This window comes from Sphaerisporangium sp. NPDC049457, from assembly GCF_055586705.1.
This window is the reverse complement of the sequence record NZ_JBVJHR010000009.1, coordinates 198,872-218,889: the sequence shown is the minus strand read 5'-3', so window position 1 is coordinate 218,889 and position 20,018 is coordinate 198,872. Positions and strand designations below refer to the sequence as shown.

Sequence of the window (20,018 nt, the reverse complement as noted above, 5' to 3'; positions counted from 1 at the left end):
AGGGAGACTGAAGAGAGATGTCGGAGCTGACGATCCGGCCGGACGAGATCCGGGACGCGCTTGAGCGCTTCGTTCAGGCGTACGAGCCCGAAGGCGCGGCGCGCGAGGAGATCGGGACCGTCGCCGACGCCGGCGATGGCATCGCCCACATCTCCGGCCTTCCCTCGGCGATGGCGAACGAGCTGCTCGAGTTCGAGGACGGCACGCGCGGCCTGGCGCTGAACCTGGACGTGCGAGAGATCGGCGCGGTCGTCCTGGGCCAGTTCAGCGGCATCGAGGAGGGCCAGCCGGTCCGCCGCACGGGCGAGGTCCTGTCCGTGCCGGTCGGCGACGGCTTCCTCGGCCGCGTGGTCGACCCGCTGGGCAACCCGCTCGACGGCAAGGGCGCGATCGAGGCCGAAGGGCGCCGGCCGCTGGAGCTGCAGGCGCCGTCCGTCGTCCAGCGTCAGCCGGTGAAGGAGCCGCTGCAGACCGGCCTCAAGGCGATCGACGCCATGACGCCGATCGGCCGCGGCCAGCGCCAGCTGATCATCGGCGACCGCGGCACGGGCAAGACCGCGATCGCCGTGGACACCATCCTCAACCAGCGCGAGAACTGGGCCACCGGCGACCCGACGAAGCAGGTCCGCTGCGTCTACGTCGCGGTCGGCCAGAAGGGCTCGACGATCGCGCAGGTCCGGGCCCGCCTGGAGGAGGCGGGCGCGATGGAGTACACCACCATCGTCGCCGCCCCCGCCTCCGACCCGGCCGGATACAAGTACCTGGCGCCCTACACCGGTTCGGCCATCGGCCAGCACTGGATGTACCAGGGCAAGCACGTGCTCATCGTGTTCGACGACCTCACCAAGCAGGCCGACGCCTACCGCGCCGTGTCCCTGCTGCTCCGCCGCCCGCCGGGCCGCGAGGCGTTCCCCGGTGACGTCTTCTACTTGCACTCCCGTCTGCTGGAGCGCTGCGCCAAGCTCTCCGACGACCTGGGCGGCGGCTCGATGACCGGCCTGCCGATCATCGAGACCAAGGGCAACGACGTCTCGGCGTTCATCCCGACCAACGTGATCTCCATCACCGACGGTCAGTGCTTCCTGGAGACCGACCTGTTCAACTCGGGCGTCCGCCCGGCGATCAACGTCGGTGTCTCGGTGTCCCGAGTCGGCGGCTCGGCGCAGATCAAGGCGATGCGCAAGGTCGCCGGCACGCTGCGCCTGTCCCTGTCGCAGTACCGCGACCTGGAGGCCTTCGCGGCCTTCGCCTCCGACCTGGACGCGGCCTCCCGCGCCCAGCTGGAGCGCGGCGCGCGCCTGGTCGAACTGCTCAAGCAGCCGCAGTACACCCCCTTCCCGGTGGAGCGCGAGGTCGTCTCGGTCTGGGCCGGCACCAGCGGCGAGCTGGACGACGTCCCCCTTGAGGACATCCGGCGCTTCGAGTCGGAGTTCCTCGAGACGCTCTCCACCTCCTACAAGGGCGTCCTGGACGCGATCCGGGAGACCAAGGAGCTCGGCGACGACACGGTGACGACCCTCAAGGACGCGATCACCGAGTTCAAGAAGGGCTTCCAGACCTCCTCCGGCGAGATGCTCGTGCAGGACGAGCCGGTCGAGGCCCTGAGCGCGGACGAGGTCGGCCAGGAGAAGATCGTGAAGCACGTCCGCTCGGCCGAGAAGAAGTAGTCCATGGGTGCCCAGCTAAGACTGCTGCGGCGGCGGATCCGGTCGGTCAGGTCCACGGCGAAGATCACGCGCGCCCAGGAGCTCATCGCCTCCTCCCGCATCATCAAGGCGCAGCAGCGCATGGAGGCGGCCGTCCCCTACGAGCGCGAGATCACGCGCGCGGTGTCGGCCGTCCTGAGCAACAGCGCCGATGTGGACCACCCGCTGACCGTCGCCAAAGAGCGGCCGGCCTCGGCGGGCGTCCTGATCGTCACCAGCGACCGCGGCTTCGCCGGAGGCTTCAACGCCAACATCCTGCGCGAGGCCGAGGCGCTGGCCGGTCACCTTCGCGGTCGCGGCGTCCAGGTCAAGCCGTTCGTCGTCGGACGCAAGGGCATCACCTGGCACCGCTTCCGCAGCCGGGAGATGAGCGGGGAATGGTCGGGCTTCTCCGACAGCCCCACCTACGCCCATGCCAAGGAGATCGCCGGCGCGCTGGTCTCGGCCTTCGAGGACGAGAACGGCATCGACGAGATCCACGTCGTCTACACCGGGTTCGTCTCGATGCTGACGCAAGACGTGCAGGCCAGGCGCATCCTGCCGCTCGAGGTCGAAGAGACGACCGAAGAGCCGGCCGACGGTCCGCTGCCCTACTACGAGTTCGAGCCGACCGCGGGCGAGGTGCTGAACCAGCTCCTTCCCCGCTACATCGAGTCGCGCATCTTCAACGCGCTGCTGCAGTCGGCCGCCTCTGAGCACGCCTCACGTCGGCGGGCGATGAAGTCGGCGACCGACAACGCCAACGAGCTGATCCGCGTGTTCACCCAGCAGATGAACCAGGCTCGCCAGGCCGAGATCACCCAGGAAATCAGCGAGATCGTCGGTGGTGCGAACGCGCTCGCCGACGCCTCTGCGGGGAAAGAGTGAGAAACCACAATGACTGTTGAGACCGTCGCGACCGCCGTAGGTCGTGTGGCCCGCGTCACGGGTCCCGTCGTCGACGTGGAGTTCCCCGTCGAGGCGATGCCTGACATCTACAACGCCCTGAACGTCGACGTCGCCCTCGGCGGCGAGACCAGGACGCTGACCATGGAGGTCGCCCAGCACCTGGGCGACAACCTGGTCCGCGCCATCTCCATGCAGCCCACCGACGGCCTGGTGCGCGGCGCCGCCGTCAGCGACAGCGGCGGCCCCATCACGGTGCCGGTCGGCGACATCGTCAAGGGCCACGTGTGGAACGCCCTCGGTGAGCCGCTGGACACCGACAAGGCGTCCCTGCAGGTCAGCGAGCGCTGGGGCATCCACCGCCCGTCGCCCGCCTTCGACCAGCTCGAGTCGCGCACCGAGATGCTGCCCACCGGCATCAAGGTCATCGACCTGCTCACCCCGTACGTCAAGGGTGGCAAGATCGGCCTGTTCGGCGGCGCCGGCGTCGGCAAGACCGTCCTCATCCAGGAGATGATCCGCCGCGTCGCGCTGAAGTTCTCCGGCACGTCGGTGTTCGCCGGCGTCGGCGAGCGCACCCGCGAGGGCAACGACCTGTGGCTGGAGATGGACGAGGCCGACGTCCTCAAGGACACCGCCCTGGTCTTCGGCCAGATGGACGAGCCGCCGGGCACCCGCCTGCGCGTCGCGCTGTCGGCGCTCACCATGGCCGAGTACTTCCGCGACGTCCAGAAGCAGGACGTGCTGCTGTTCATCGACAACATCTTCCGGTTCACCCAGGCCGGTTCCGAGGTGTCGACGCTGCTCGGCCGCATGCCCTCCGCCGTGGGTTACCAGCCCACGCTGGCCGACGAGATGGGCGTCCTCCAGGAGCGCATCACCTCGACCCGCGGTCACTCGATCACCTCCATGCAGGCGATCTACGTCCCCGCGGACGACATCACCGACCCGGCCCCGCACAACGCGTTCGCGCACCTCGACGCGCAGACCGTTCTGTCCCGGCCGATCTCGGAGAAGGGCATCTACCCCGCGGTGGACCCGCTCGACTCCACCTCCCGCATCCTGGACCCGCAGGTCGTCGGCGAGGAGCACTACCGGGTCGCCCAGGAGACCAAGCGCATCCTGCAGAAGTACAAGGAACTGCAGGACATCATCGCCATCCTGGGCATCGACGAGCTCTCGGAAGAGGACAAGGTCACCGTCCAGCGGGCCCGTCGCATCGAGCGCTTCCTGTCCCACCCGATGTACGCCGCCGAGGCGTTCACCGGCCAGCCGGGAGAGTTCGTGCCGGTCGACGAGACCATCCACTCCTTCAAGGGTCTGTGCGAGGGCGAGTACGACCACCTGCCCGAGCAGGCGTTCTTCATGGTCGGCGGCATCGACCAGGCCATCGCCAAGGCCAAGGAACTGGCCCGCTGACGACTGAGTGCCGGTACGGCCCCGCCGTACCGGCATTCGAGGAAGGTGTGTGATGGCAAAACTCCGCATCGGAGTGGTGTCGCCGGAACGTGAGATCTGGTCCGGCGAGGCCGACATGGTGATTGCCAAGACCGTGGACGGCGAGATCGGTATTATGCCGAACCACGCGCCCGTGCTCGGCGTCCTTGTCGAGGGCGGCGTCCTGCGCATCCGCCGCGGTGACGGCGACGACATCGTCGCCGCCGTCCACGGCGGGTTCATCTCGGTGGCCAACAACGACGTGTCGGTGCTGGCCGAGACGGCCGAGCTCGGCTCCGAGGTGGACGTCGCGGCGGCGCGCGACGCGCTCCAGCGCGCGCTCGCGTCCGTCGAGGCCGACAACGAGGACGCCGACGCCCAGATCGAGGCCAAGCGTGCTCGGGCCCGGCTGCGTGCGGCCGGCGAAGAGGTCTGATAGATACACCGACATGAACGTGGGGGCGGCAATGGCGGCGCTTGACATACTGGTGAGCGTTGTGGTCATCGCCGCCCTGATCGTTCTGCGCGGCATCGTGCTCGCACGATCCCGGGGCAATGTCGTATGCAGCCTGAGGACCAAAGACAGCGCCTGGAGGAGTGGAGTCGCCCGCTACGCGGGCGGGGAGCTCCATTGGATCCCCTTCCTGGGAGTGCGACTGAGGCCGCGCCACGCGATCGCGAGGCGCGGCCTCACGGTTTCCACCCGCCGTCCCCTCGCCGGCGACGAGGGCCCGGCCGGCTACTGGACCGTCGACTGCGCCGGCGTCTCGCTCGCCATGAGCGAAGACGCCCTCACCGGCTTCCTCGCCTGGGTCGAGTCGGCCCCGCCCAGCGCCCACCTCGACGCTGCGTAGTCTGGCCTCGCTCCGCTCGGCGGGGGCGCCTTTGAGGCGGCGCCCTTCGTCGTCGCTCACGAGCGCTCGTTCCTCGCACTCGCTCCCTCCTCCTCAGGACACCGCCGCGCCCCGAGCCGTGTTCGCTTTGCCTCGCTCCGCTCGGCGGGGGCGCCTTTGAGGCGGCGGGTCAGCGGGTGGCGCCGGGTTTCCAGAGGAGTTCCCGGCCTTCTGCGACGGTGCGGCAGAGGATGAACATCAGGTCGCTGAGGCGGTTCAGGTAGGCGGCGGTCAGCGGGTTGACGTCGTCGTGGGCCTCCACGGCCGCCCAGGCCGTCCGCTCGGCCCGGCGGACGACGGTGCGCGCCATGTGCATGAGGGCCGTGCCGGGGGAGCCGCCGGGCAGGATGAAGCTGCGAAGGGGCTTCAGCGCGTCGTTGAAGCGGTCGCACTGCGTCTCCAGCCATTCGACGTACGAAGGCTCGACGCGCAGCGGAGGGTACTCCGGGTCGGGCGTCACCGGGGTGCACAGGTCGGCTCCGACGTCGAACAGCTCGTTCTGGATGCGGGCCAGCACCTCGGCGACCTCGGCGGGCAGCTCTCCCATGGCCATCGCGACGCCGATCGCGGCGTTGGCCTCCTCCACGTCGGCGTAGGCGGCGAGCCGCGGGTCGTTCTTGGACGTGCGGCTCATGTCCCCGAGGTTGGTGGTGCCGTCGTCGCCCGTGCGGGTGTAGATCTTCGACAGGACGACAGGCTTGTCGTGGTCAGCTCGCGTCATGCCGCCAGCGTAATGGCCGCCGCTGATTCGCCTCGCTTCCCCGTCGCCCACGGGCGTCCCTCCCTTCGCGGAGGGGCGCGCTCCGGGCCCCGTCCTCGGGGTTGACCAGGTGAGAGGCATGGCTTCGGCCGGAACGGGCAGGGAGACCATGCGGCCTGGACAGGGCCGCCGGACATGAGGAGGCGGCATGCGAAGCCGGAGGAGTCCGGGATGCCAGGAGGTCCATGTCGGGTCCCGGCTCGACGTGGGCACCGTCGCGATGCTGCGGCCGCGCCTGCACGAGGCGGTCGAGAGCGGCGACGGTGACATGATCGTCGATCTCTCCGGCCTGGAGATGATCGACTCTGCCGGCCTGGGAGTTCTCGTCGGCACGCATCGCCGCGCGCTACGCGCGGGTCGCCGCCTTGTTCTACGGGGGGTGCCACCGCGCGTCATGCGGGTGCTCGCCATCACCCGGCTGCACCGGGTGCTCCGGGTCGAGCTTCCTGTGGCGGCTGTGGCCTGATCGCGCGTCCGGCGGGCGCCCAGGGGTGCCGCCGGCGTCGTGAATATGGGGGAGGCGCCCTGTGGCGCCGTCTCGGGTCCGGGGGGCGGGGGTCTCGGCGCCCGCCCTCCGGTCGTCCAGGCAGGCCGGGCGGCCCGGCAGGGGCGGCGGCAGCGGTGGCGCTCAGGCGGCGAAGCAGCGGCGGAAGATGTGGACGGCCGTGTCGACGAGGTGGTCCAGGGGCGGCCGTTCCGCGGCGAGCACCCATTCGATCAGCAGTTCCTGCAGCGCGCCGACCACTCCGAGCGCGAGCAGGTGGGTCTTGTCCGGGAGGCCGCCGGGCATCTCTCCCAGGGTCTCCTCGATTATCTCGGTGAAGCCCTTCACCGCGCGTTGCCGATGGGCGGTGAGGATGTCGCCGGCCCGCCGCACTTCCAGGTGCATGATGCGGGCGCGGCGCAGGTCCCGGGTGACGAAGGTGATGTACTCCTTGATGCCCGCGCAGATGCGGCTGTCAGGATCGGCCGGCGCCTCCCCGATGGCCTTGGAGACCGAGAGGATGGTCTCCTCGACGCAGCGGTCGTACACCGCCCGCATAAGATCTTCGCGTCCTGTGAAACATTCATAGAACGCGCGGTTGGAGATGCGTGCCGAGGCGCACAGCCGCTCGATGGTGGTGGCGGTGAACCCCACGTTGGCGAACAGCGTGTACGCGGCGGTCAGCAACCGCTCCCTGCGGTCGGCTAATCGCTGCTCCGCTGTCATACCGCGGTAGTCGCGTCCGGTCGCCACTGCTCACCTCGCGTCCTGCTGGCCCCGTAGGAACCCATCATTATGGACGCAAGATCGTTTTTCTGGAAGTATCAGGACAACTACCTCTTGCGTCGGCCGTGCAGGAAAGTGATCAGTTTCACAAGCCGCTCCATCTCGGCGGGCCCGCGGCCGAAAGAGGTGATCTTCATTCCCGGGAGGGAGAACCGCTGCCGGGCGATCGACTTCGGCCGCGCGAACTCGCGCAGCCCGTCCGCGCCGTGGATGCGCCCGAACCCCGAATCGCCCACGCCGCCGAAGGGCAGCGCGGGAACGCCCGCGAAGGAGATCACCGAGTTGATCGCCGTCATCCCGCTCAGCATCGCCCGTGCCAGTTCCATGGCGCGCCTGGCGTCGCGGGAGAAGACGGTGCCGCCCAGGCCGTAGGACACGGCGTTGGCCTTCTCCAGCGCCTCCTCCACGCCGGCGACCTTGCGCACGGTGATCGTGGGCCCGAAGGTCTCCTCGCGCACCGCGCTGGAGTCCTCGGGGACGTCGGTGAGCACCACCGGGTCGACGTACGGAGGCCGTACGGACTCGGCGCCGCCCACGACCGCGGTGGCCCCCTGGGAGAGGGCGTCGTCGACGTGCCTGCGGATCACCTCGGTCTGCGCGGGCATGGTGATCGGCCCGTAGTGCTCCCCGCCGCGCACGGCCCGCGCCCGCTCGGTGAGCTCGCTCATGAAGGCGTCGTAGACGCGTTCGACCACGTACACGCGCTCGACGCCCACGCAGGTCTGCCCGGCGTTGGACATCGCCCCCCAGAGCGCGGCGTCCGCCGCGGCGGCGACGTCGGCGTCCCCGTCGACGATGAGCGCGTCCTTGCCGCCGCACTCGGCCACCATGGGCGTGAGGTTGGCCGCGCAGGCGGCCATCACCCGCTTGGCGGTGGCCGTCGAGCCGGTGAAGGCGATCTTGCCGATGCCGGGCTCGCCCGCGAGCGCCGCCCCGGTGTCGCCGAACCCGGTGACCACCTGGAACACCTCGCGCTCGGGGACGCTCTGCCGGAACAGCTCGGCCAGCAGCACCCCGACGCCGGGGGTGAGCTCGCTGGGTTTGAACACCACGGCGTTCCCGGCCGCGAGCGCGTAGGAGATGGAGCCCATGGGGGTGAAGACGGGGTAGTTCCACGGCCCGATGACCCCGACCACGCCCAGGGGCAGGTACTCCAGGGTGGCGGCGAGGTTCGCGCCGAGCAGCCCCGGCGAGACCCGGCGCGGGCCGAGCACCTTGCGGGCGCTCCGCGCCGCCCAGTCGAGGTGCGTGATCGTCAGCACCACCTCGAGTGTGGCGTCGCCGAGCGGCTTGCCGGTCTCCTCGTGCACCAGGGCGGCGATGCGGCCGAGGTTGGCGACGAGCACCGCCTTGTAGTCGAGCAGCCGCCGCTTGCGCGTCTCGAAGCCCAGCCCGGCCCACCAGCGGGCGGCCTCGCCGGCGCGCTCGACGGCCGCGTGGACGGCCTCGGCGTCGTGACGGGGGTGGGTTCCGACGACGGCGCCCGTCGCGGGGTTCAGGGAGTCGAAGGCGGCCTGCTCGGTGGCGGTGGTCATGGCGTCTCCTCCTCGGGCCTCACGGCCACGCTCGCGCCCCGGATGCGCCCTCCGGGACCGCGACGCCGGGGACCTGTGGTCACCTTAGCCGCGCTGCCACACCGGAAACCATCTCCGTGGAATATTGTTCCGTCACAGGCTAGAGCAGGCCGCGGGCGAGCGCGGTGGTGACGGCGGCGGTGCGGTCCGAGACGCCCAGCTTGCCGAAGATCCGCAGCAGGTAGGTCTTGACCGTCGCCTCGCTGATGAACAGCTGCCGGCCCACCTCGGCGTTGGTCAGGCCCCGCGCCACCAGGGCCAGCACCTCCGTCTCCCTCGGGGACAACGACTCGGCGGCCGGCGCCCGCATGCGCGAGACCAGCTTGGTGGCGATCGCCGGGGACAGGACGGTCTCGCCCCGCGCCGCGCCGAACACTGCGGAGACCAGGTCGGCGCGCGAGGTGTCCTTCAGCAGGTAGCCGGCGGCGCCCGCCTCGACCGCCCGCACGATGTCCTGGTCGGTCTCGTAGGTGGTCAGGACGATCACCCGGGTCTCCGGGCGGGCGGCGAGGATCGGCGGGATGGCGCCCACGCCGTCGCCGCCGGGCATGCGCAGGTCCATGAGGATCACGTCCGGGCTCAGCTCGCGGGCGCGCGCCACCGCCTCGCCGCCCGAGCCGGCCTCGCCGGCCACGGTGATGCCGGGGGCGGCCTCCAGCATGCCGCGCAGCCCTTCACGTACCACGGGATGGTCATCGACGATGAGCACGCTTATCACGCGATGTCGTCCTTCTGGGGAAGCCGGACGGTCAGCGTGGTGCCGTGCCCGGGAGCGGTGTCCAATTCCACGGTGCCTCCGGCCTGCTCGACCCGGCCGCGCATGGCGCGCAGGCCGAATCCGGCGGACGGGGAGAGGGCGCCGAATCCCGCGCCGTCGTCGCTCACGCGCAGGGCCACCTCCTGCCCGCGGTAGGTGAGGCCGACGGCGGCGGACGCGGCCTTCGCGTGTTTGCGCACGTTGGCCAGGCCCTCCTGCGCCGCGCGGATCAGCACGACCTCGGCGGCGGGCGGCAGGACGCGCGAGCCGCCCTCGACCGTGAAGGCCACCGGGATGCCGAGCTCCTCGCCGGTCCGCGAGGCGATTCTGCCCAGCGCGTTCTCCAGGCTCGAGCCGTCCAGTTGCGCGGGGCTGAGAGCGGCGATCAGGCCGCGCGCCTCGTCCAGGTTCTCCCTGGCGGTGCGCAGGGCCAGCGCCAGATGCCTGGACGGGTCGGACTGCGCCTCGGCCGCCTGCAACAGCATGATGATGCTGGTGAACCCCTGGGCGAGCGTGTCGTGGATGTCGCCGGCCAGCCGCTCGCGCTCGGCGAGGGCGCCTCGCTCGCGCGAGAGCCGCTCCACCTCGGCCCGGCTGGCCGAGAGCTGCTCGATCAGCTCGGCCCGCTCGGCGCTCTGGTTGACGATGCGGGTGATCCAGCGGCCGCTGACCATGGAGAACGTCGCTCCCACCACGCCGGTGACGGTGAAGACGGCGATGTCCCCGAGCCGGACGCCGGGCGTCACCAGGAAGCGGACCGCCGGGACGGTGTTGAGCATCACCACGACGGCGATCGCCCACCGCACCGGCAGCGCCATGAACATCTGCGGGCACAGGGCGAACAGGACGAACATGGCGGAGGGCGCGACGATCGCGGCGGGGACGAACGTCACCACCGCGAAACCCGCATAAATGATCCCGAACCTGATGTCGTCGCGTCGTGCCTCCAGCGCGGGCCGCCCGACCACCAGGTAGGCGCCGGCGCACACGCTCAGGGAGCCGATGGCCACGGCTTTGGCGATGCCCGAGGAGCGCCCGTCGACGGCCACCAGGGCGGTGGTCACCACGAAGGTGACCGCGTACAGCGTCTCCCAGCCGCGCAGGAGCTGCCAGGCGTTGGCGACCGGCCCGTCCGGCCCGCGCGCGCCCGTGCTCGCGGGGACGTCCGTACCCGCGGGGACGTCCGTGCTGGACCGGGCCCCGCGCCACCGGAACACGCGCGGCCCGCCGGCCGGCGACGCGGCGTCCGGGCCGTCCATGGGCACGCGAGCCCGGCCGCCCGGGGGGTCGTGACTCGGGCGGCCGGGGAGAAGGCCGGTGAAGGTGCGCCGCGTCATCCGTCGCGGCGGCCCTTCCAGCGGAACGTCGTCAGGCACAGGATGAGACCTCCGGCGGTCCACGCTGCCAGCACCAGGGCCACCCGGTCCAGTTCGTATGACCCGGCCGGTTCCAGGGCGGCCCCCGCGTCGCCCAGGAAGACGGATCTGAATCCCTGACACATCCACTTCAGCGGGAAGAACGAGGCCAGCCTGATGAGCCAGTCGGGCAGCTCGCTGATCGGGATGAACACCCCCGAGACGAACTGCAGCACCACGAACGGCAGGCTGATCACCGCCGAGGCGCTGCGAGCCGAGCGCGGCAGGGCGCTGACCGCGATGCCCAGCAGTGACGAGGCCGTGATGCCGAGCACGAAGACCCAGGCGAAGGTCGCCCAGCGGGACGGCTCGGCGGGCAGCGCGACGTCGTAGGCCGCCACGCCGATGGCCAGCAGGATCGCCACCTCCAGGAAGGCCACCAGCAGGACCTGCAGGATCTTGCCGATGAAGTAGGCGCTGGGCGGCATGGGCGTGCCGTACAGGCGCTTGAGGGTGCCGTCGTCGCGGTCGACGGCGATGCCGATGCCGAGGTTCTGGAAGCTGGCGCTCATGACCCCCGCACCGATGAGCCCCGCGGTGTACAGCTGGGAGGCGGTGATGGCGGTGCCGCCGAGCCGTCCGGTGAAGATCGACCCGAAGATCGCGAGCAGGACGATCGGGAACGCGAACGTGAAGACCACCGCGTCCCTCTCACGGAAGAACATCTTGGTCTCCACCCTCGCCCTCGACCAGCCGAGCGCGAGCGCCGAGGGCAGGCGCGGCGACAGGGCCGGGGGCGCGGCGGACGTGGAGGCGGTGACGGCGCCGCTCACCGCGGCACCTCCGCGATGAGGTTCATGTAGACGTCCTCCAGAGAGGGCCGGGTCACGGTCAGTTCGGGGATCTCGCCGCCCATGCGGCCGCTCAACTCCTTGAGCGTCTCGGTCGGAGTGCCGGTCTCGACGCGCCGCCGCTCGCCGCCCTCCAGCCAGCTCACCGTGGCCTTGGCGCTCGCCCGGCCGCCCAGGGTGGCCGGGCGGCCCTCGGCCACGATGCGGCCCTTGGCGATCACCGCCACCCGGTCCGCCAGCGCCTCGGCCTCGTCCAGATAGTGCGTGGTCAGCACGATCGTGGTGCCGTCGCGGGCCAGGTCCGCGATCAGCACCCAGAACAGGCGCCGCGCCTCGGGGTCGAAGCCGGTGGTCGGTTCGTCGAGGAACAGCAGCTCCGGACGGCCGATGATGCCGAGGGCCACGTCGACGCGCCGCCGCTGGCCGCCGGAGAGCTGCCTGACGCGCTTGCCGGCCTGCTCGGTCAGCCCGACTCTGGCGATCACCTCGTCCGGGTCCCCTGGCGCCGGGTAGTAGCCCGCGAAATGGCGGACGGTCTCGCGCACCGTCAGCTCGGCCGTGTCGTTCGCGGTCTGGAGCACGATGCCCACCCGGCCGCGCCACTGCCGGGACGGGTGTGCGGGGTCGGCGCCGAGCACGGCCACCTCGCCCGCGTCCCGCTTGCGGTACCCCTCCAGGATCTCCACCGTGGTGGACTTGCCGGCGCCGTTCGGGCCGAGGATGGCGAACACCTCGCCCTCGGCGATCGTCAGGTCGATGCCGTCCACCGCCCGCACCTCGCGGTAGTGCTTGGTGAGGCCGCGAACCTGCACCGCTGTCTGCGTCATGTCCCCGAGAATCGCGGACGCGCGGCGGGCGCGGCACCACCGGTGGACCGACCCGGCTGTCGTCCGTTCGATGGACACGCCCCGGCGGTGGCCGGAGGATCAGACGAGCGTGCCGAGCGAGCAGTCGGGGAGCGGCCGGCGCTCGTCCAGGTCCGTGAGCAGGGCCTCCCACTGCGCGCCGATCGTCTCCATGCCGTAGGCCGACGAGGTGCGTAACGCGTTGGCGCCCAGCCTGCGGCGCAGCTCCTCGTCCTCGATGAGACGGCAGATGCCCGCGGCGAGCGCGGCGGCCTTCTTCGACCGGACGAGCAGCCCGTCGTGCTCGTGGGTGATGATCTCCTTGGGGCCGTGCGGACAGTCGAAGCTCACCACGGGCACGCCCTTGCTCATCGCCTCCAGGATGGTCATGCCGAAGCCCTCGTAGCGGGAGCCGACCGCATAGATCGACGCCTTCGACAGCTCGACGCCGATCTCCGGCGTGCTGCCCATCAGGACGACCTTGTCCGACAGCCCGGCCTCGTCGATGCGGTTCCGCAGCCGCTCCTCGCGTTCGGGGGTGCCGCCGCCGTAGATGCGCAGCACCCAGTCGGGGTGCGTCGCCGCGACCGTCTTCCACGCGTTGACCAGGCGGTCGAAGCCCTTGGCCCACACGATGCGGCCGATGCCGACCACGACCTTCTCCTCCAGCGGCGACACCTCGCCGGCGAGGTCGGGAATGGCGTTGGGGATGCGCAGCAGGCGTCTGGGCGGGTTGCCCTTCAGCGCCTTGGTGTACTCCTTCAGATCGGCCCTGGTGAGCGTCGTGAAGGCGTCCAGCCTGCCGTACCGCCTCCTGATCTGCGCCTGCAGCGCCGGGCCGTGGGACTCCAGGGTGACGTGCTCCTGGCCGACGGCGAGCACCTCCGGCGGCGCGAGCAGGCCCATGGCCAGGTTGAAGGCCGGACGCGTCCCGATGACCACGCCGCCCCTGAGCGAGCGCAGGTAGCGCGCCAGTCGCAGGTCGGTCAGCAGGCTCAGGTTGAGGTAGGCCTTCTCCTCCTCGGGCACCAGCCTGCTCGGGCGGCGGGCGAGGAACTCGGCGAACCATCCGCGGCGGACCGTCCGGTCGTCCAGGAACCGGAGCCGCACGCCGGGCGGCATCTCGAAGAACGGCTCCTCGTTGGTGCGGGTCAGGCTGACGATTTCCACGTCGTGGTCGCGCGCCAGGTAGGCGGCCAGGTTCAGCGTGGTACGGATCGTGCCGCCCATCCCGTACGCGTGCAGCAGCAGGATGCGCACGTTCCGGGTGCTCCGCGGCGGAGCCTTGCGCGCCCGCCGGGCGTTCACCAGATCGAGCAGCGTGACCCCCACGCGTGCGATCGCCTTGCCCATCCTCGTCAACACCCCGAAGACCCCTCGAATCGTGCGGTCGCTGATACGGCTTCGTATCCCCATGTGCCATGCCGGTCCGGGAGCATGCGTGATCCCGGGTGAGAACAATGAGCTGCTTCCCGCGGAAGGTAAGGAATCTGTTAGCGCGTCCTCCGCCTGCCCCCTGTTCGCATGACTAGACGCTCTCGCCCATCCCTTACGTTGCACCGATTTCTCAGAAGATCGCCGAGTAATCGGCTGATTTCGAACAGTGTCGATATAAGTGCGGGTCGAGTTCTGCGGTCACCGGTGAGTGCGGTCGGCGCGGGGTGCGGCGGCCGAGCCGGCCGCGGCCCGTCCGCCGCGTGCCCGAGAGGCCCCGCGCGCCGCAGCGACCTATGCGAAGATTGCGGGTCTGCCGGCGACGCCTCGAAGGAGGCGGTGAGGCGGGTCAGGAGCGAGTCAGAAGAGGGTCAGAAGAGGTCAGAAGAGGGTGTCGGTTCGCTCGATGCCGCGCAGGGCGTCGTAGTCGAGCGTGACGCAGTCGATGCCGCGGTCGGTGGCCAGCACCCTGGCCTGAGGCCTGATCTCCTGGGCCGCGAAGACGCCCTTGACCGGGGCCAGCATGGTGTCGCGGTTGAGCAGCTCAAGATAGCGGGTGAGCTGTTCGACGCCGTCGATTTCGCCGCGCCGTTTGATCTCGATGGCGACGGTGCCGCCCAGATGGTCGCGGCACAGGATGTCCACCGGCCCGATCGCCGTCGGATACTCCCTGCGGATCAGCGTCCAGCCGGCGCCCAGAGTGGAGATGTTGCCGGCCAGCAGCTCCTGCAGGTGGGCCTCGACGCCGTCCTTCTGCAGGCCGGGATCGACGCCGAGCTCGTGCGAGGAGTCGTGCAGGATCTCCTCGATCGTCAAGATGAGCTGCTCGCCGGTCTTGCCGTGGGTGACCGTCCACAGACCTTCCTCCTCACGCAGCTTGCAAGGAGGGTTCATCCAGTTGAGCGGCTTGAACGCCCGATCGTCGGCGTGAATCGACACCGAGCCGTCCGCCTTCAAGAGCACCAGACGAGGCGCCATGGGGAGGTGCGCCGTGAGCCTTCCCACGTAATCCACGCTGCAACGCGCGATGACCAGCCGCATGACGGCCAACCCTACCCTCCGTCCCGTCCGGTGGGGCGCGGTTCGCGGGGGCGTGGGGACGCCGCGCGGGCCTTCTGGGAGACTTGCCGCCAGGATGGGTGGCAGGAGGGCAGCCGGGAGGGCAGCATGGCACGCACGTTCCAGACGGTCGGGGTGGTCGGTCTCGGCACCATGGGCGCCGGCATCGCCGAGGTGTTCGCCCGCGCCGGGCTGCGCGTGATCGGCGTGGAGGTGGACGCCCAGGCGCTCGAACGCGGCAGGGGCAACGTCCACAGGTCCACCGACCGGGCCATGAGCCGTGGCAGGCTCGGCCAGGACGAGCGCGACGCCATCCTCGCCAAGATCGACTTCACCGGCGCGCTGGAGGACCTCCGCGACGCCGACCTGGTGATCGAGGCCATCCCCGAGGTGATGGACTACAAGCGGGCGCTGTTCGCCGACCTCGACCGCATCTGCCGGCCGGACGCCGTCCTCGCGACCAACACCTCGTCGCTGCCGGTCACCGCCATCGCGGCGACCACTGCCCGGCCCGGCCAGGTCGTCGGCATGCACTTCTTCAACCCGGCCCCCGTCATGGGGCTCGTCGAGGTCGTCCGCACGGTGGTCACCGAGGACGGCACGGCCGACGACGTCGCGGCGCTCGCGCGGCGCATCGGCAAGACGCCGGTGACCGTGGGCGACCGGGCCGGGTTCGTGGTCAACCGGCTGCTCCTCGGCTACCTCAACCACGCCGTGACGCTGCTGGAGCACGGGGTGGCGGGCAAGGAGGACATCGACACCGCCATGAAGGCGGGCGCCGGCCTGCCGATGGGTCCGTTCACGCTGCTCGACCTGATCGGACTGGACGTCTCGCACGAGGTGTGCGAGGTGCTGTTCCAGGAGAGCCGCGACCGCGTGCACGCGCCGGCCCCCCTCCTGCGCGAACTGGTGACCGCCGGGCTGCTCGGGCGCAAGAGCGGCCGGGGCTTCCACGACTACGACGGCGCGGCGGCCCGCCCCGCCGCCGCTCAGCCCACTCCGGCCGCCGGCACGGGCGGCGAACCGGGCGTGGCGTCGGTCCACGTGCTCGGCGACGGCGCCGGGGACCTCACCGCCAGGCTCTCGGCCGCCGGGTTCAAGCACGGCGAGGCCGAGGACGCCGACGTGGTGATCGCGCTGTCCGGCACCCCGGTCGTCGAGTACGCCGCGCGGCTGCCGCGTCCGGAGCGCTTGGCCGGGCTTCACCTGGTAGGCGAGCGGGTGGCCGAGGTGGTCTCGACGGTGGTCACCGCCCCCGAGACGGCGCGCGCCGTCGCCGACCTGGTCAAGGTGCTCGGGCTCACCCCGGTGGCCTGCGCCGATCGCGCCGGGTTCGTGGTGGACGCGCTGCTGTTCCCCTACCTCAACGACGCGGTCCGCATGTACGACTCCGGCTACGCCTCCATGGCCGACATCGACACCGCGATGCGGCTCGGCTGCGGCTACCCCGCGGGGCCGTTCGAGACCCTCGACGCCATCGGCCTCCAGGTGGTGCGCGACGGCCTGCGGGCGCTGTACGCCGAGTACCGCGAGCCGTTCTTCGCGCCTGCCCCGCTGCTCGATCGCCTGGTGACCGCAGGCGTGACGAGCATCCGGGACCGGTGACGGAAGAACACCCGCGACGTCGACGTTTGTGCCGATATGAGCCCCCGCCGCGCCCGCCGTTCCGACCCCCGAGACAAGGGGCGCGGACCCGACCCGCTGCGCCCGCTCGACGGCGTTCTGCGCGGTATGGAACGGGTAGAGGAGGGTCCGGACGGCGAGTGGAAGGTCCGCCACGTCTCCGGGGCCGGTACGGACAAGCTGTACCGCTGCCCGGGATGTGACCAGGAGATCCGCCCCGGGCTGCCGCACGTGGTGAGCTGGCCCAACTGGGCCGGCGGAGAGGGGGAGCGCCGCCACTGGCACACCGCCTGCTGGCGCAAGCGGGTGGACCGCGGCCCCGGCCGCTCCCGCTACTGAGCCCCTCCGAGCGCCGCCCGCGCCCGCCCTTCCCGGCCGACCGTCTCAGCCCGCCATCAGCCACTCACAGCCACCCGTCCGCCGCTCGACCGGCCCGCCGCCCCGGCCACTTCCACCACCCGCCCCGCCCGATCTGTCCGCCGCTCCACTCGTTCGTCCGCCCCGGAGCGCCGGGACGGCCCTGTGACCACTACCCGAGGAGTCCGCATTGGAGATCCGCTCGTCGACGGTGCTGCCCGCCGTGCGGCAGGACATCGAGCTGCACACGGCCGACGACCTGACGCTGGTCGGCGAGCTGGCGCTCCCCCCTGAGGGACGGCCGGTGGCCACGCTCATCTGCCTGCACCCGCTCCCCACGGCCGAGGGCATGATGGACAGCCATGTCCTGCGCAAGGCCGCCTACCGGCTGCCCGCGCTGGCCGACGTCGCGGTGCTGCGCTTCAACACCCGGGGGACCGCCTCCGCGCGCGGCAAGTCGGAGGGCGCGTTCGACGACGGCGAGGGCGAGCGGTTCGACGTGGCCGCGGCCCTGGAGTACGCCGAGTTCCATGACCTGCCCAACCCGTGGCTGCTCGGCTGGTCGTTCGGCACCGAGCTGGCGCTCAAGTGGGGGCACGACCCGCTGGTGCACGGCGCGATCCTGCTGTCCCCGCCGCTCAAGCGGGCGGGGGACGCCGACCTCGCGGCGTGGGCGGAGTTCGGGCGGCCCCTGGTGGCGCTGGTGCCCGAGTTCGACGACTACCTGCGGCCTGAGGAGGCGCGGCGGCGCTTCGCGGCCGTCCCGCAGGCCGAGGTGGTCGGCGTGGACGGCGCCAAGCACCTGTGGGTGGGCGAGCCGTACGTGCGCATCGTCCTCAACGAGATCGTCCAACGGGTCAACCCGGCGGCCTGCCCGTTGCCGACCGAGGTGTGACGAGCGGCACGGCAGCCCATAGAATCTTGTTCGGTTCTAGCGAGGAGGCTGCCGTGCAGGCGTTCGATCTATCAGGGCGGAAAGCGTTCGTCACCGGGGCTTCGCGAGGCATCGGCCGGGCGATCGCCCTCGCCTACGCCGAAGCGGGCGCCGACGTGGTGCTGGTGGCGCGCTCGCCCGAGACGCTCGCCGAGGTCGCCAAGGAGGTCGAGGCGCTCGGGCGCATGGCCCACGTCATCCCGTGCGACCTGTCCGACCGCGACGCGGCCGCGGCGGCCGTGCGGCAGGCGCTGGAAGCCTTCGGGCACCTCGACATCGTCGTCAACAACGCCGGCGGGTCCAACTTCATCGTCCCGTTCAAGGACCTGCGGCTGTCCGGCTGGGACAAGATCATGAAGCTGAACCTGGACTCCGCGATGGCGGTGTGCCACGCCGTGGCGCCGCACCTGATCGAGCGCGGCGGCGGCTCGGTGATCAACGTGGCGTCGGTGGCGGCCCAGGGGGCGCCGTTCATGGCCCCCTACGCCGCCGCCAAGGCCGGCCTGGTCGGCCTGACCAAGACCCTGGCGTTGGAGTGGGCCGGCAGCGGCGTGCGCGTCAACGCGCTGTGCCCCGGCTGGACCGCCACCGACCTCAACCGCAGCCTGCGCGAGGACGAGAACGCCGGCCGCGCCATGGTGGCGAACGTCCCGATGGCCCGCTGGGGCACCCCCGAGGAGATGGCCGGGCCGGCCGTCTTCCTCGCCGCGCCCGCCTCCTCCTACATGACCGGGCAGGTGCTCTTCATCGACGGCGGGCTCACCACCGCCTGATCAGTCCTCGGGCGGCCGCTAGAGCCGGGCCTGACGGGGGAGGACGACCTCCCGCACGATCAGCGCGACCGCGGCCGCCACGGGGATCGCCAGCAGCGCGCCGACCGCGCCCAGCAGCGCACCGCCGAACAGCGCCGCGATCACCGACACCGCCGGCGCCACGTCCACCGACCGGCTCATCACGCGCGGGTAGATGACGTAGTTCTCGACCTGCTGGTAGACCACGAAGAAGATCACGCAGGCGATGCCGAGCGGCGTGGACTGCAGGAACCCGACCGCGGACACCAGCACCGCGCCGACCGTCGCGCCCACCAGCGGGATCAGGTCCATCACGGCGACGACCAGCGCGAGCGCCAGGGCGTACTTCGCTCCGGCGACCGTGAGGAACAGCCACGACAGCCCGCCCGCGATCACCGAGATGAGCACGTTGCCCGCCACGTACCCGCCGATGCCGTCCAGGATCTCGTCGCCGATGGCGCGCGTGCGCGGGCGGCGGCTCGCGGGCACCAGCAGCAGCAGGTACTCCTTGATCGTCGGCAGCGACCCGAGGAAGTAGAGCGTCAGCACCAGCAGGGTGAACCCGGAGAAGAACGCGTCGAGCACCACCGCGCCCGCGCCCAGGATGCCCCCGGCCACGGTCGCGCCCAGCCCTCCGCTGGTGATGTACGTCTGCAGGTTGGCGAGGATCTTGTAGTCCTCGTCGAGCTGCTTGATGGTCGGGTTGGCCAGCAGGTTCTGCACGTACTCCGGCACCGCGCCCACGAAGTCGCTGGCCTCCTGGCTGACCGGCGGGATGATCGCCAGGCCGAACAGCGCGAACAGCATGATCACGCCGAGGAACACCACCGAGATCGCCCAGCGCCGGTTCATGCCGCGCCGCTGCAGGATCTCCACGACCGGGTTGAGGCCCACCGCGAGGAAGGCCGCCACCACGATCAGCACGATCACACTGCGCGAGCTGACCAGGGCCTGCGCCAGGCCCCAGGCGGTCAGCACGCCGAGCGCCGCCGTCAGACCCCACAGGAACGGCCCCCGGGCCAGCGGCTTGCCCGGAACGCCGTACGGCAGCTCGCCCGCCGCGTCCGCACCTGCCGGAGCGCCGGCGGAGGCCGCGGCCGGAACGGACCGGGCCCCGCGGGCAGGAGGGCCGGCGGTCCGCGCGGACCGCCGGACGCGGGCCTCCGGGGGCGTGCCCGTCGCCGCGGGGAGGACGTCGGTCGCCTCCGCCGCTTCGGCACGGGCGCCACGCGCGCCCTGGGCCCTCCTTGGCACAGCGGACGCGGGCATCGCGTCCGGAGGAAGGTCGCGCACGGTCTGCTCCTCGGCATCGGGGGAGGTCGGGCCCCCGCTGAAAGGGGCGGACAACAAAGGAGAGCCTAGCGACCTAGATCGCCAGGCTCTCCCGCGTACCGTCCCGTGCTGTGTAATTCGGCCTCGCTGCGCTCGGCGGGCTCGGGGTGCCTCTCAGACCACCCCGTGCCCCGAGCCGCGCCCCGTGGGCCTCG

At 71.2% G+C, this 20,018-nt stretch carries 20 protein-coding genes; 10 read left to right on the top strand and 10 right to left on the bottom strand.

Annotated elements, in window-relative coordinates:
• Positions 1 to 17 precede the first annotated feature (17 nt).
• The 5 genes from atpA to ACZ6QO_RS16420 are packed head-to-tail and all read left to right on the top strand — an operon-like array spanning position 18 to position 4,882.
• Positions 18 to 1,667: a F0F1 ATP synthase subunit alpha gene (gene atpA, locus ACZ6QO_RS16440; protein WP_465851456.1), complete on the top strand. Its 1,650-nt coding sequence runs from the start codon at positions 18 to 20 to the stop codon at positions 1,665 to 1,667.
• 3 nt (positions 1,668 to 1,670) lie between these two features.
• Positions 1,671 to 2,573 (top strand): F0F1 ATP synthase subunit gamma, encoded by a 903-nt coding sequence (locus ACZ6QO_RS16435; RefSeq protein ID WP_465851455.1) that lies wholly within the window; start codon positions 1,671 to 1,673, stop codon positions 2,571 to 2,573.
• A gap of 9 nt (positions 2,574 to 2,582) precedes the next feature.
• Positions 2,583 to 4,010, top strand: a complete 1,428-nt coding sequence (gene atpD / locus ACZ6QO_RS16430) for a F0F1 ATP synthase subunit beta (protein ID WP_465851453.1) — start codon at positions 2,583 to 2,585, stop codon at positions 4,008 to 4,010.
• A gap of 52 nt (positions 4,011 to 4,062) precedes the next feature.
• Positions 4,063 to 4,464: a F0F1 ATP synthase subunit epsilon gene (locus tag ACZ6QO_RS16425; RefSeq protein WP_465851451.1), complete on the top strand. Its 402-nt coding sequence runs from the start codon at positions 4,063 to 4,065 to the stop codon at positions 4,462 to 4,464.
• 52 nt (positions 4,465 to 4,516) lie between these two features.
• A complete protein-coding gene (locus ACZ6QO_RS16420; protein WP_465851449.1) occupies positions 4,517 to 4,882 on the top strand; it encodes a DUF2550 domain-containing protein in 366 nt (121 codons plus the stop codon).
• A 169-nt stretch (positions 4,883 to 5,051) separates the two neighbouring features.
• On the opposite strand, the gene ACZ6QO_RS16415 is transcribed toward ACZ6QO_RS16420, so the two are convergent.
• Positions 5,052 to 5,642 carry a cob(I)yrinic acid a,c-diamide adenosyltransferase gene (locus ACZ6QO_RS16415; protein ID WP_465851447.1) on the bottom strand — a complete coding sequence of 197 codons (591 nt, stop codon included), beginning with the start codon at positions 5,640 to 5,642 and terminating at the stop codon, positions 5,052 to 5,054.
• Between the two features lie 187 nt (positions 5,643 to 5,829).
• Between ACZ6QO_RS16415 and ACZ6QO_RS16410 the strand changes: the two genes are divergently transcribed.
• Positions 5,830 to 6,147: an STAS domain-containing protein gene (locus ACZ6QO_RS16410; protein WP_465851445.1), complete on the top strand. Its 318-nt coding sequence runs from the start codon at positions 5,830 to 5,832 to the stop codon at positions 6,145 to 6,147.
• 162 nt (positions 6,148 to 6,309) lie between these two features.
• Here the strand turns inward: ACZ6QO_RS16410 and ACZ6QO_RS16405 are convergent, their stop codons facing one another.
• The 8 genes from ACZ6QO_RS16405 to nucS all read right to left on the bottom strand — a co-directional run bounded on the left by ACZ6QO_RS16405 (position 6,310) and on the right by nucS (position 14,808).
• Positions 6,310 to 6,891: a TetR/AcrR family transcriptional regulator gene (locus ACZ6QO_RS16405; RefSeq protein WP_465851443.1), complete on the bottom strand. Its 582-nt coding sequence runs from the start codon at positions 6,889 to 6,891 to the stop codon at positions 6,310 to 6,312.
• Between the two features lie 107 nt (positions 6,892 to 6,998).
• Positions 6,999 to 8,486: an aldehyde dehydrogenase family protein gene (locus ACZ6QO_RS16400; protein ID WP_465851441.1), complete on the bottom strand. Its 1,488-nt coding sequence runs from the start codon at positions 8,484 to 8,486 to the stop codon at positions 6,999 to 7,001.
• A 139-nt stretch (positions 8,487 to 8,625) separates the two neighbouring features.
• Entirely contained in the window at positions 8,626 to 9,243 is a 618-nt protein-coding gene (locus ACZ6QO_RS16395) for a response regulator (RefSeq protein WP_465851438.1), read from the bottom strand.
• Positions 9,240 to 10,658: a sensor histidine kinase gene (locus ACZ6QO_RS16390; RefSeq protein ID WP_465851436.1), complete on the bottom strand. Its 1,419-nt coding sequence runs from the start codon at positions 10,656 to 10,658 to the stop codon at positions 9,240 to 9,242. The genes ACZ6QO_RS16395 and ACZ6QO_RS16390 overlap by 4 nt, the downstream gene beginning before the upstream one ends.
• Positions 10,616 to 11,470, bottom strand: coding sequence for an ABC transporter permease (locus ACZ6QO_RS16385; protein WP_465851434.1), 855 nt, complete (start codon positions 11,468 to 11,470; stop codon positions 10,616 to 10,618). The genes ACZ6QO_RS16390 and ACZ6QO_RS16385 overlap by 43 nt, the downstream gene beginning before the upstream one ends.
• Positions 11,467 to 12,315 carry an ABC transporter ATP-binding protein gene (locus tag ACZ6QO_RS16380; protein WP_465851432.1) on the bottom strand — a complete coding sequence of 283 codons (849 nt, stop codon included), beginning with the start codon at positions 12,313 to 12,315 and terminating at the stop codon, positions 11,467 to 11,469. The genes ACZ6QO_RS16385 and ACZ6QO_RS16380 overlap by 4 nt, the downstream gene beginning before the upstream one ends.
• A gap of 99 nt (positions 12,316 to 12,414) precedes the next feature.
• Complete coding sequence (locus ACZ6QO_RS16375; RefSeq protein ID WP_465851430.1) at positions 12,415 to 13,698, bottom strand: glycosyltransferase family 4 protein; 1,284 nt, start codon at positions 13,696 to 13,698, stop codon at positions 12,415 to 12,417.
• 450 nt (positions 13,699 to 14,148) lie between these two features.
• Positions 14,149 to 14,808: an endonuclease NucS gene (nucS, locus tag ACZ6QO_RS16370; protein WP_465851428.1), complete on the bottom strand. Its 660-nt coding sequence runs from the start codon at positions 14,806 to 14,808 to the stop codon at positions 14,149 to 14,151.
• A 126-nt stretch (positions 14,809 to 14,934) separates the two neighbouring features.
• Between nucS and ACZ6QO_RS16365 the strand changes: the two genes are divergently transcribed.
• From ACZ6QO_RS16365 to ACZ6QO_RS16350, 4 genes are all read left to right on the top strand, one after another.
• A complete protein-coding gene (locus tag ACZ6QO_RS16365; RefSeq protein WP_465851426.1) occupies positions 14,935 to 16,431 on the top strand; it encodes a 3-hydroxyacyl-CoA dehydrogenase family protein in 1,497 nt (498 codons plus the stop codon).
• 126 nt (positions 16,432 to 16,557) lie between these two features.
• Entirely contained in the window at positions 16,558 to 16,788 is a 231-nt protein-coding gene (locus ACZ6QO_RS16360; RefSeq protein ID WP_465851425.1) for an ATP/GTP-binding protein, read from the top strand.
• 208 nt (positions 16,789 to 16,996) lie between these two features.
• Complete coding sequence (locus tag ACZ6QO_RS16355; protein ID WP_465851423.1) at positions 16,997 to 17,701, top strand: alpha/beta hydrolase; 705 nt, start codon at positions 16,997 to 16,999, stop codon at positions 17,699 to 17,701.
• Positions 17,702 to 17,754: 53 nt separating this feature from the next.
• Complete coding sequence (locus ACZ6QO_RS16350) at positions 17,755 to 18,513, top strand: SDR family NAD(P)-dependent oxidoreductase (protein ID WP_465851421.1); 759 nt, start codon at positions 17,755 to 17,757, stop codon at positions 18,511 to 18,513.
• Positions 18,514 to 18,531: 18 nt separating this feature from the next.
• Here ACZ6QO_RS16350 and ACZ6QO_RS16345 read toward each other — a convergent pair whose 3' ends face one another.
• On the bottom strand, positions 18,532 to 19,824 hold the full coding sequence (locus tag ACZ6QO_RS16345; protein WP_465851419.1) for an AI-2E family transporter: 1,293 nt from the start codon (positions 19,822 to 19,824) through the stop codon (positions 18,532 to 18,534).
• Between the last annotated feature and the right edge of the window lie 194 nt (positions 19,825 to 20,018).

Excerpts from the sequence above, each read along its gene's own strand:
- ACZ6QO_RS16435 (WP_465851455.1), top strand. The coding sequence starts at position 1,671 with ATGGGTGCCCAGCTAAGACTGCTGCGGCGGCGGATCCGGTCGGTCAGG.
- ACZ6QO_RS16410 (WP_465851445.1), top strand. The coding sequence starts at position 5,830 with ATGCGAAGCCGGAGGAGTCCGGGATGCCAGGAGGTCCATGTCGGGTCC.
- ACZ6QO_RS16405 (WP_465851443.1), bottom strand. The coding sequence starts at position 6,891 with ATGACAGCGGAGCAGCGATTAGCCGACCGCAGGGAGCGGTTGCTGACC.
- atpA (WP_465851456.1), top strand. The coding sequence starts at position 18 with ATGTCGGAGCTGACGATCCGGCCGGACGAGATCCGGGACGCGCTTGAG.
- nucS (WP_465851428.1), bottom strand. The coding sequence starts at position 14,808 with ATGCGGCTGGTCATCGCGCGTTGCAGCGTGGATTACGTGGGAAGGCTC.
- ACZ6QO_RS16415 (WP_465851447.1), bottom strand. The coding sequence starts at position 5,642 with ATGACGCGAGCTGACCACGACAAGCCTGTCGTCCTGTCGAAGATCTAC.
- ACZ6QO_RS16400 (WP_465851441.1), bottom strand. The coding sequence starts at position 8,486 with ATGACCACCGCCACCGAGCAGGCCGCCTTCGACTCCCTGAACCCCGCG.
- ACZ6QO_RS16380 (WP_465851432.1), bottom strand. The coding sequence starts at position 12,315 with ATGACGCAGACAGCGGTGCAGGTTCGCGGCCTCACCAAGCACTACCGC.
- ACZ6QO_RS16425 (WP_465851451.1), top strand. The coding sequence starts at position 4,063 with ATGGCAAAACTCCGCATCGGAGTGGTGTCGCCGGAACGTGAGATCTGG.
- ACZ6QO_RS16360 (WP_465851425.1), top strand. The coding sequence starts at position 16,558 with ATGGAACGGGTAGAGGAGGGTCCGGACGGCGAGTGGAAGGTCCGCCAC.
- ACZ6QO_RS16365 (WP_465851426.1), top strand. The coding sequence starts at position 14,935 with ATGGCACGCACGTTCCAGACGGTCGGGGTGGTCGGTCTCGGCACCATG.
- atpD (WP_465851453.1), top strand. The coding sequence starts at position 2,583 with ATGACTGTTGAGACCGTCGCGACCGCCGTAGGTCGTGTGGCCCGCGTC.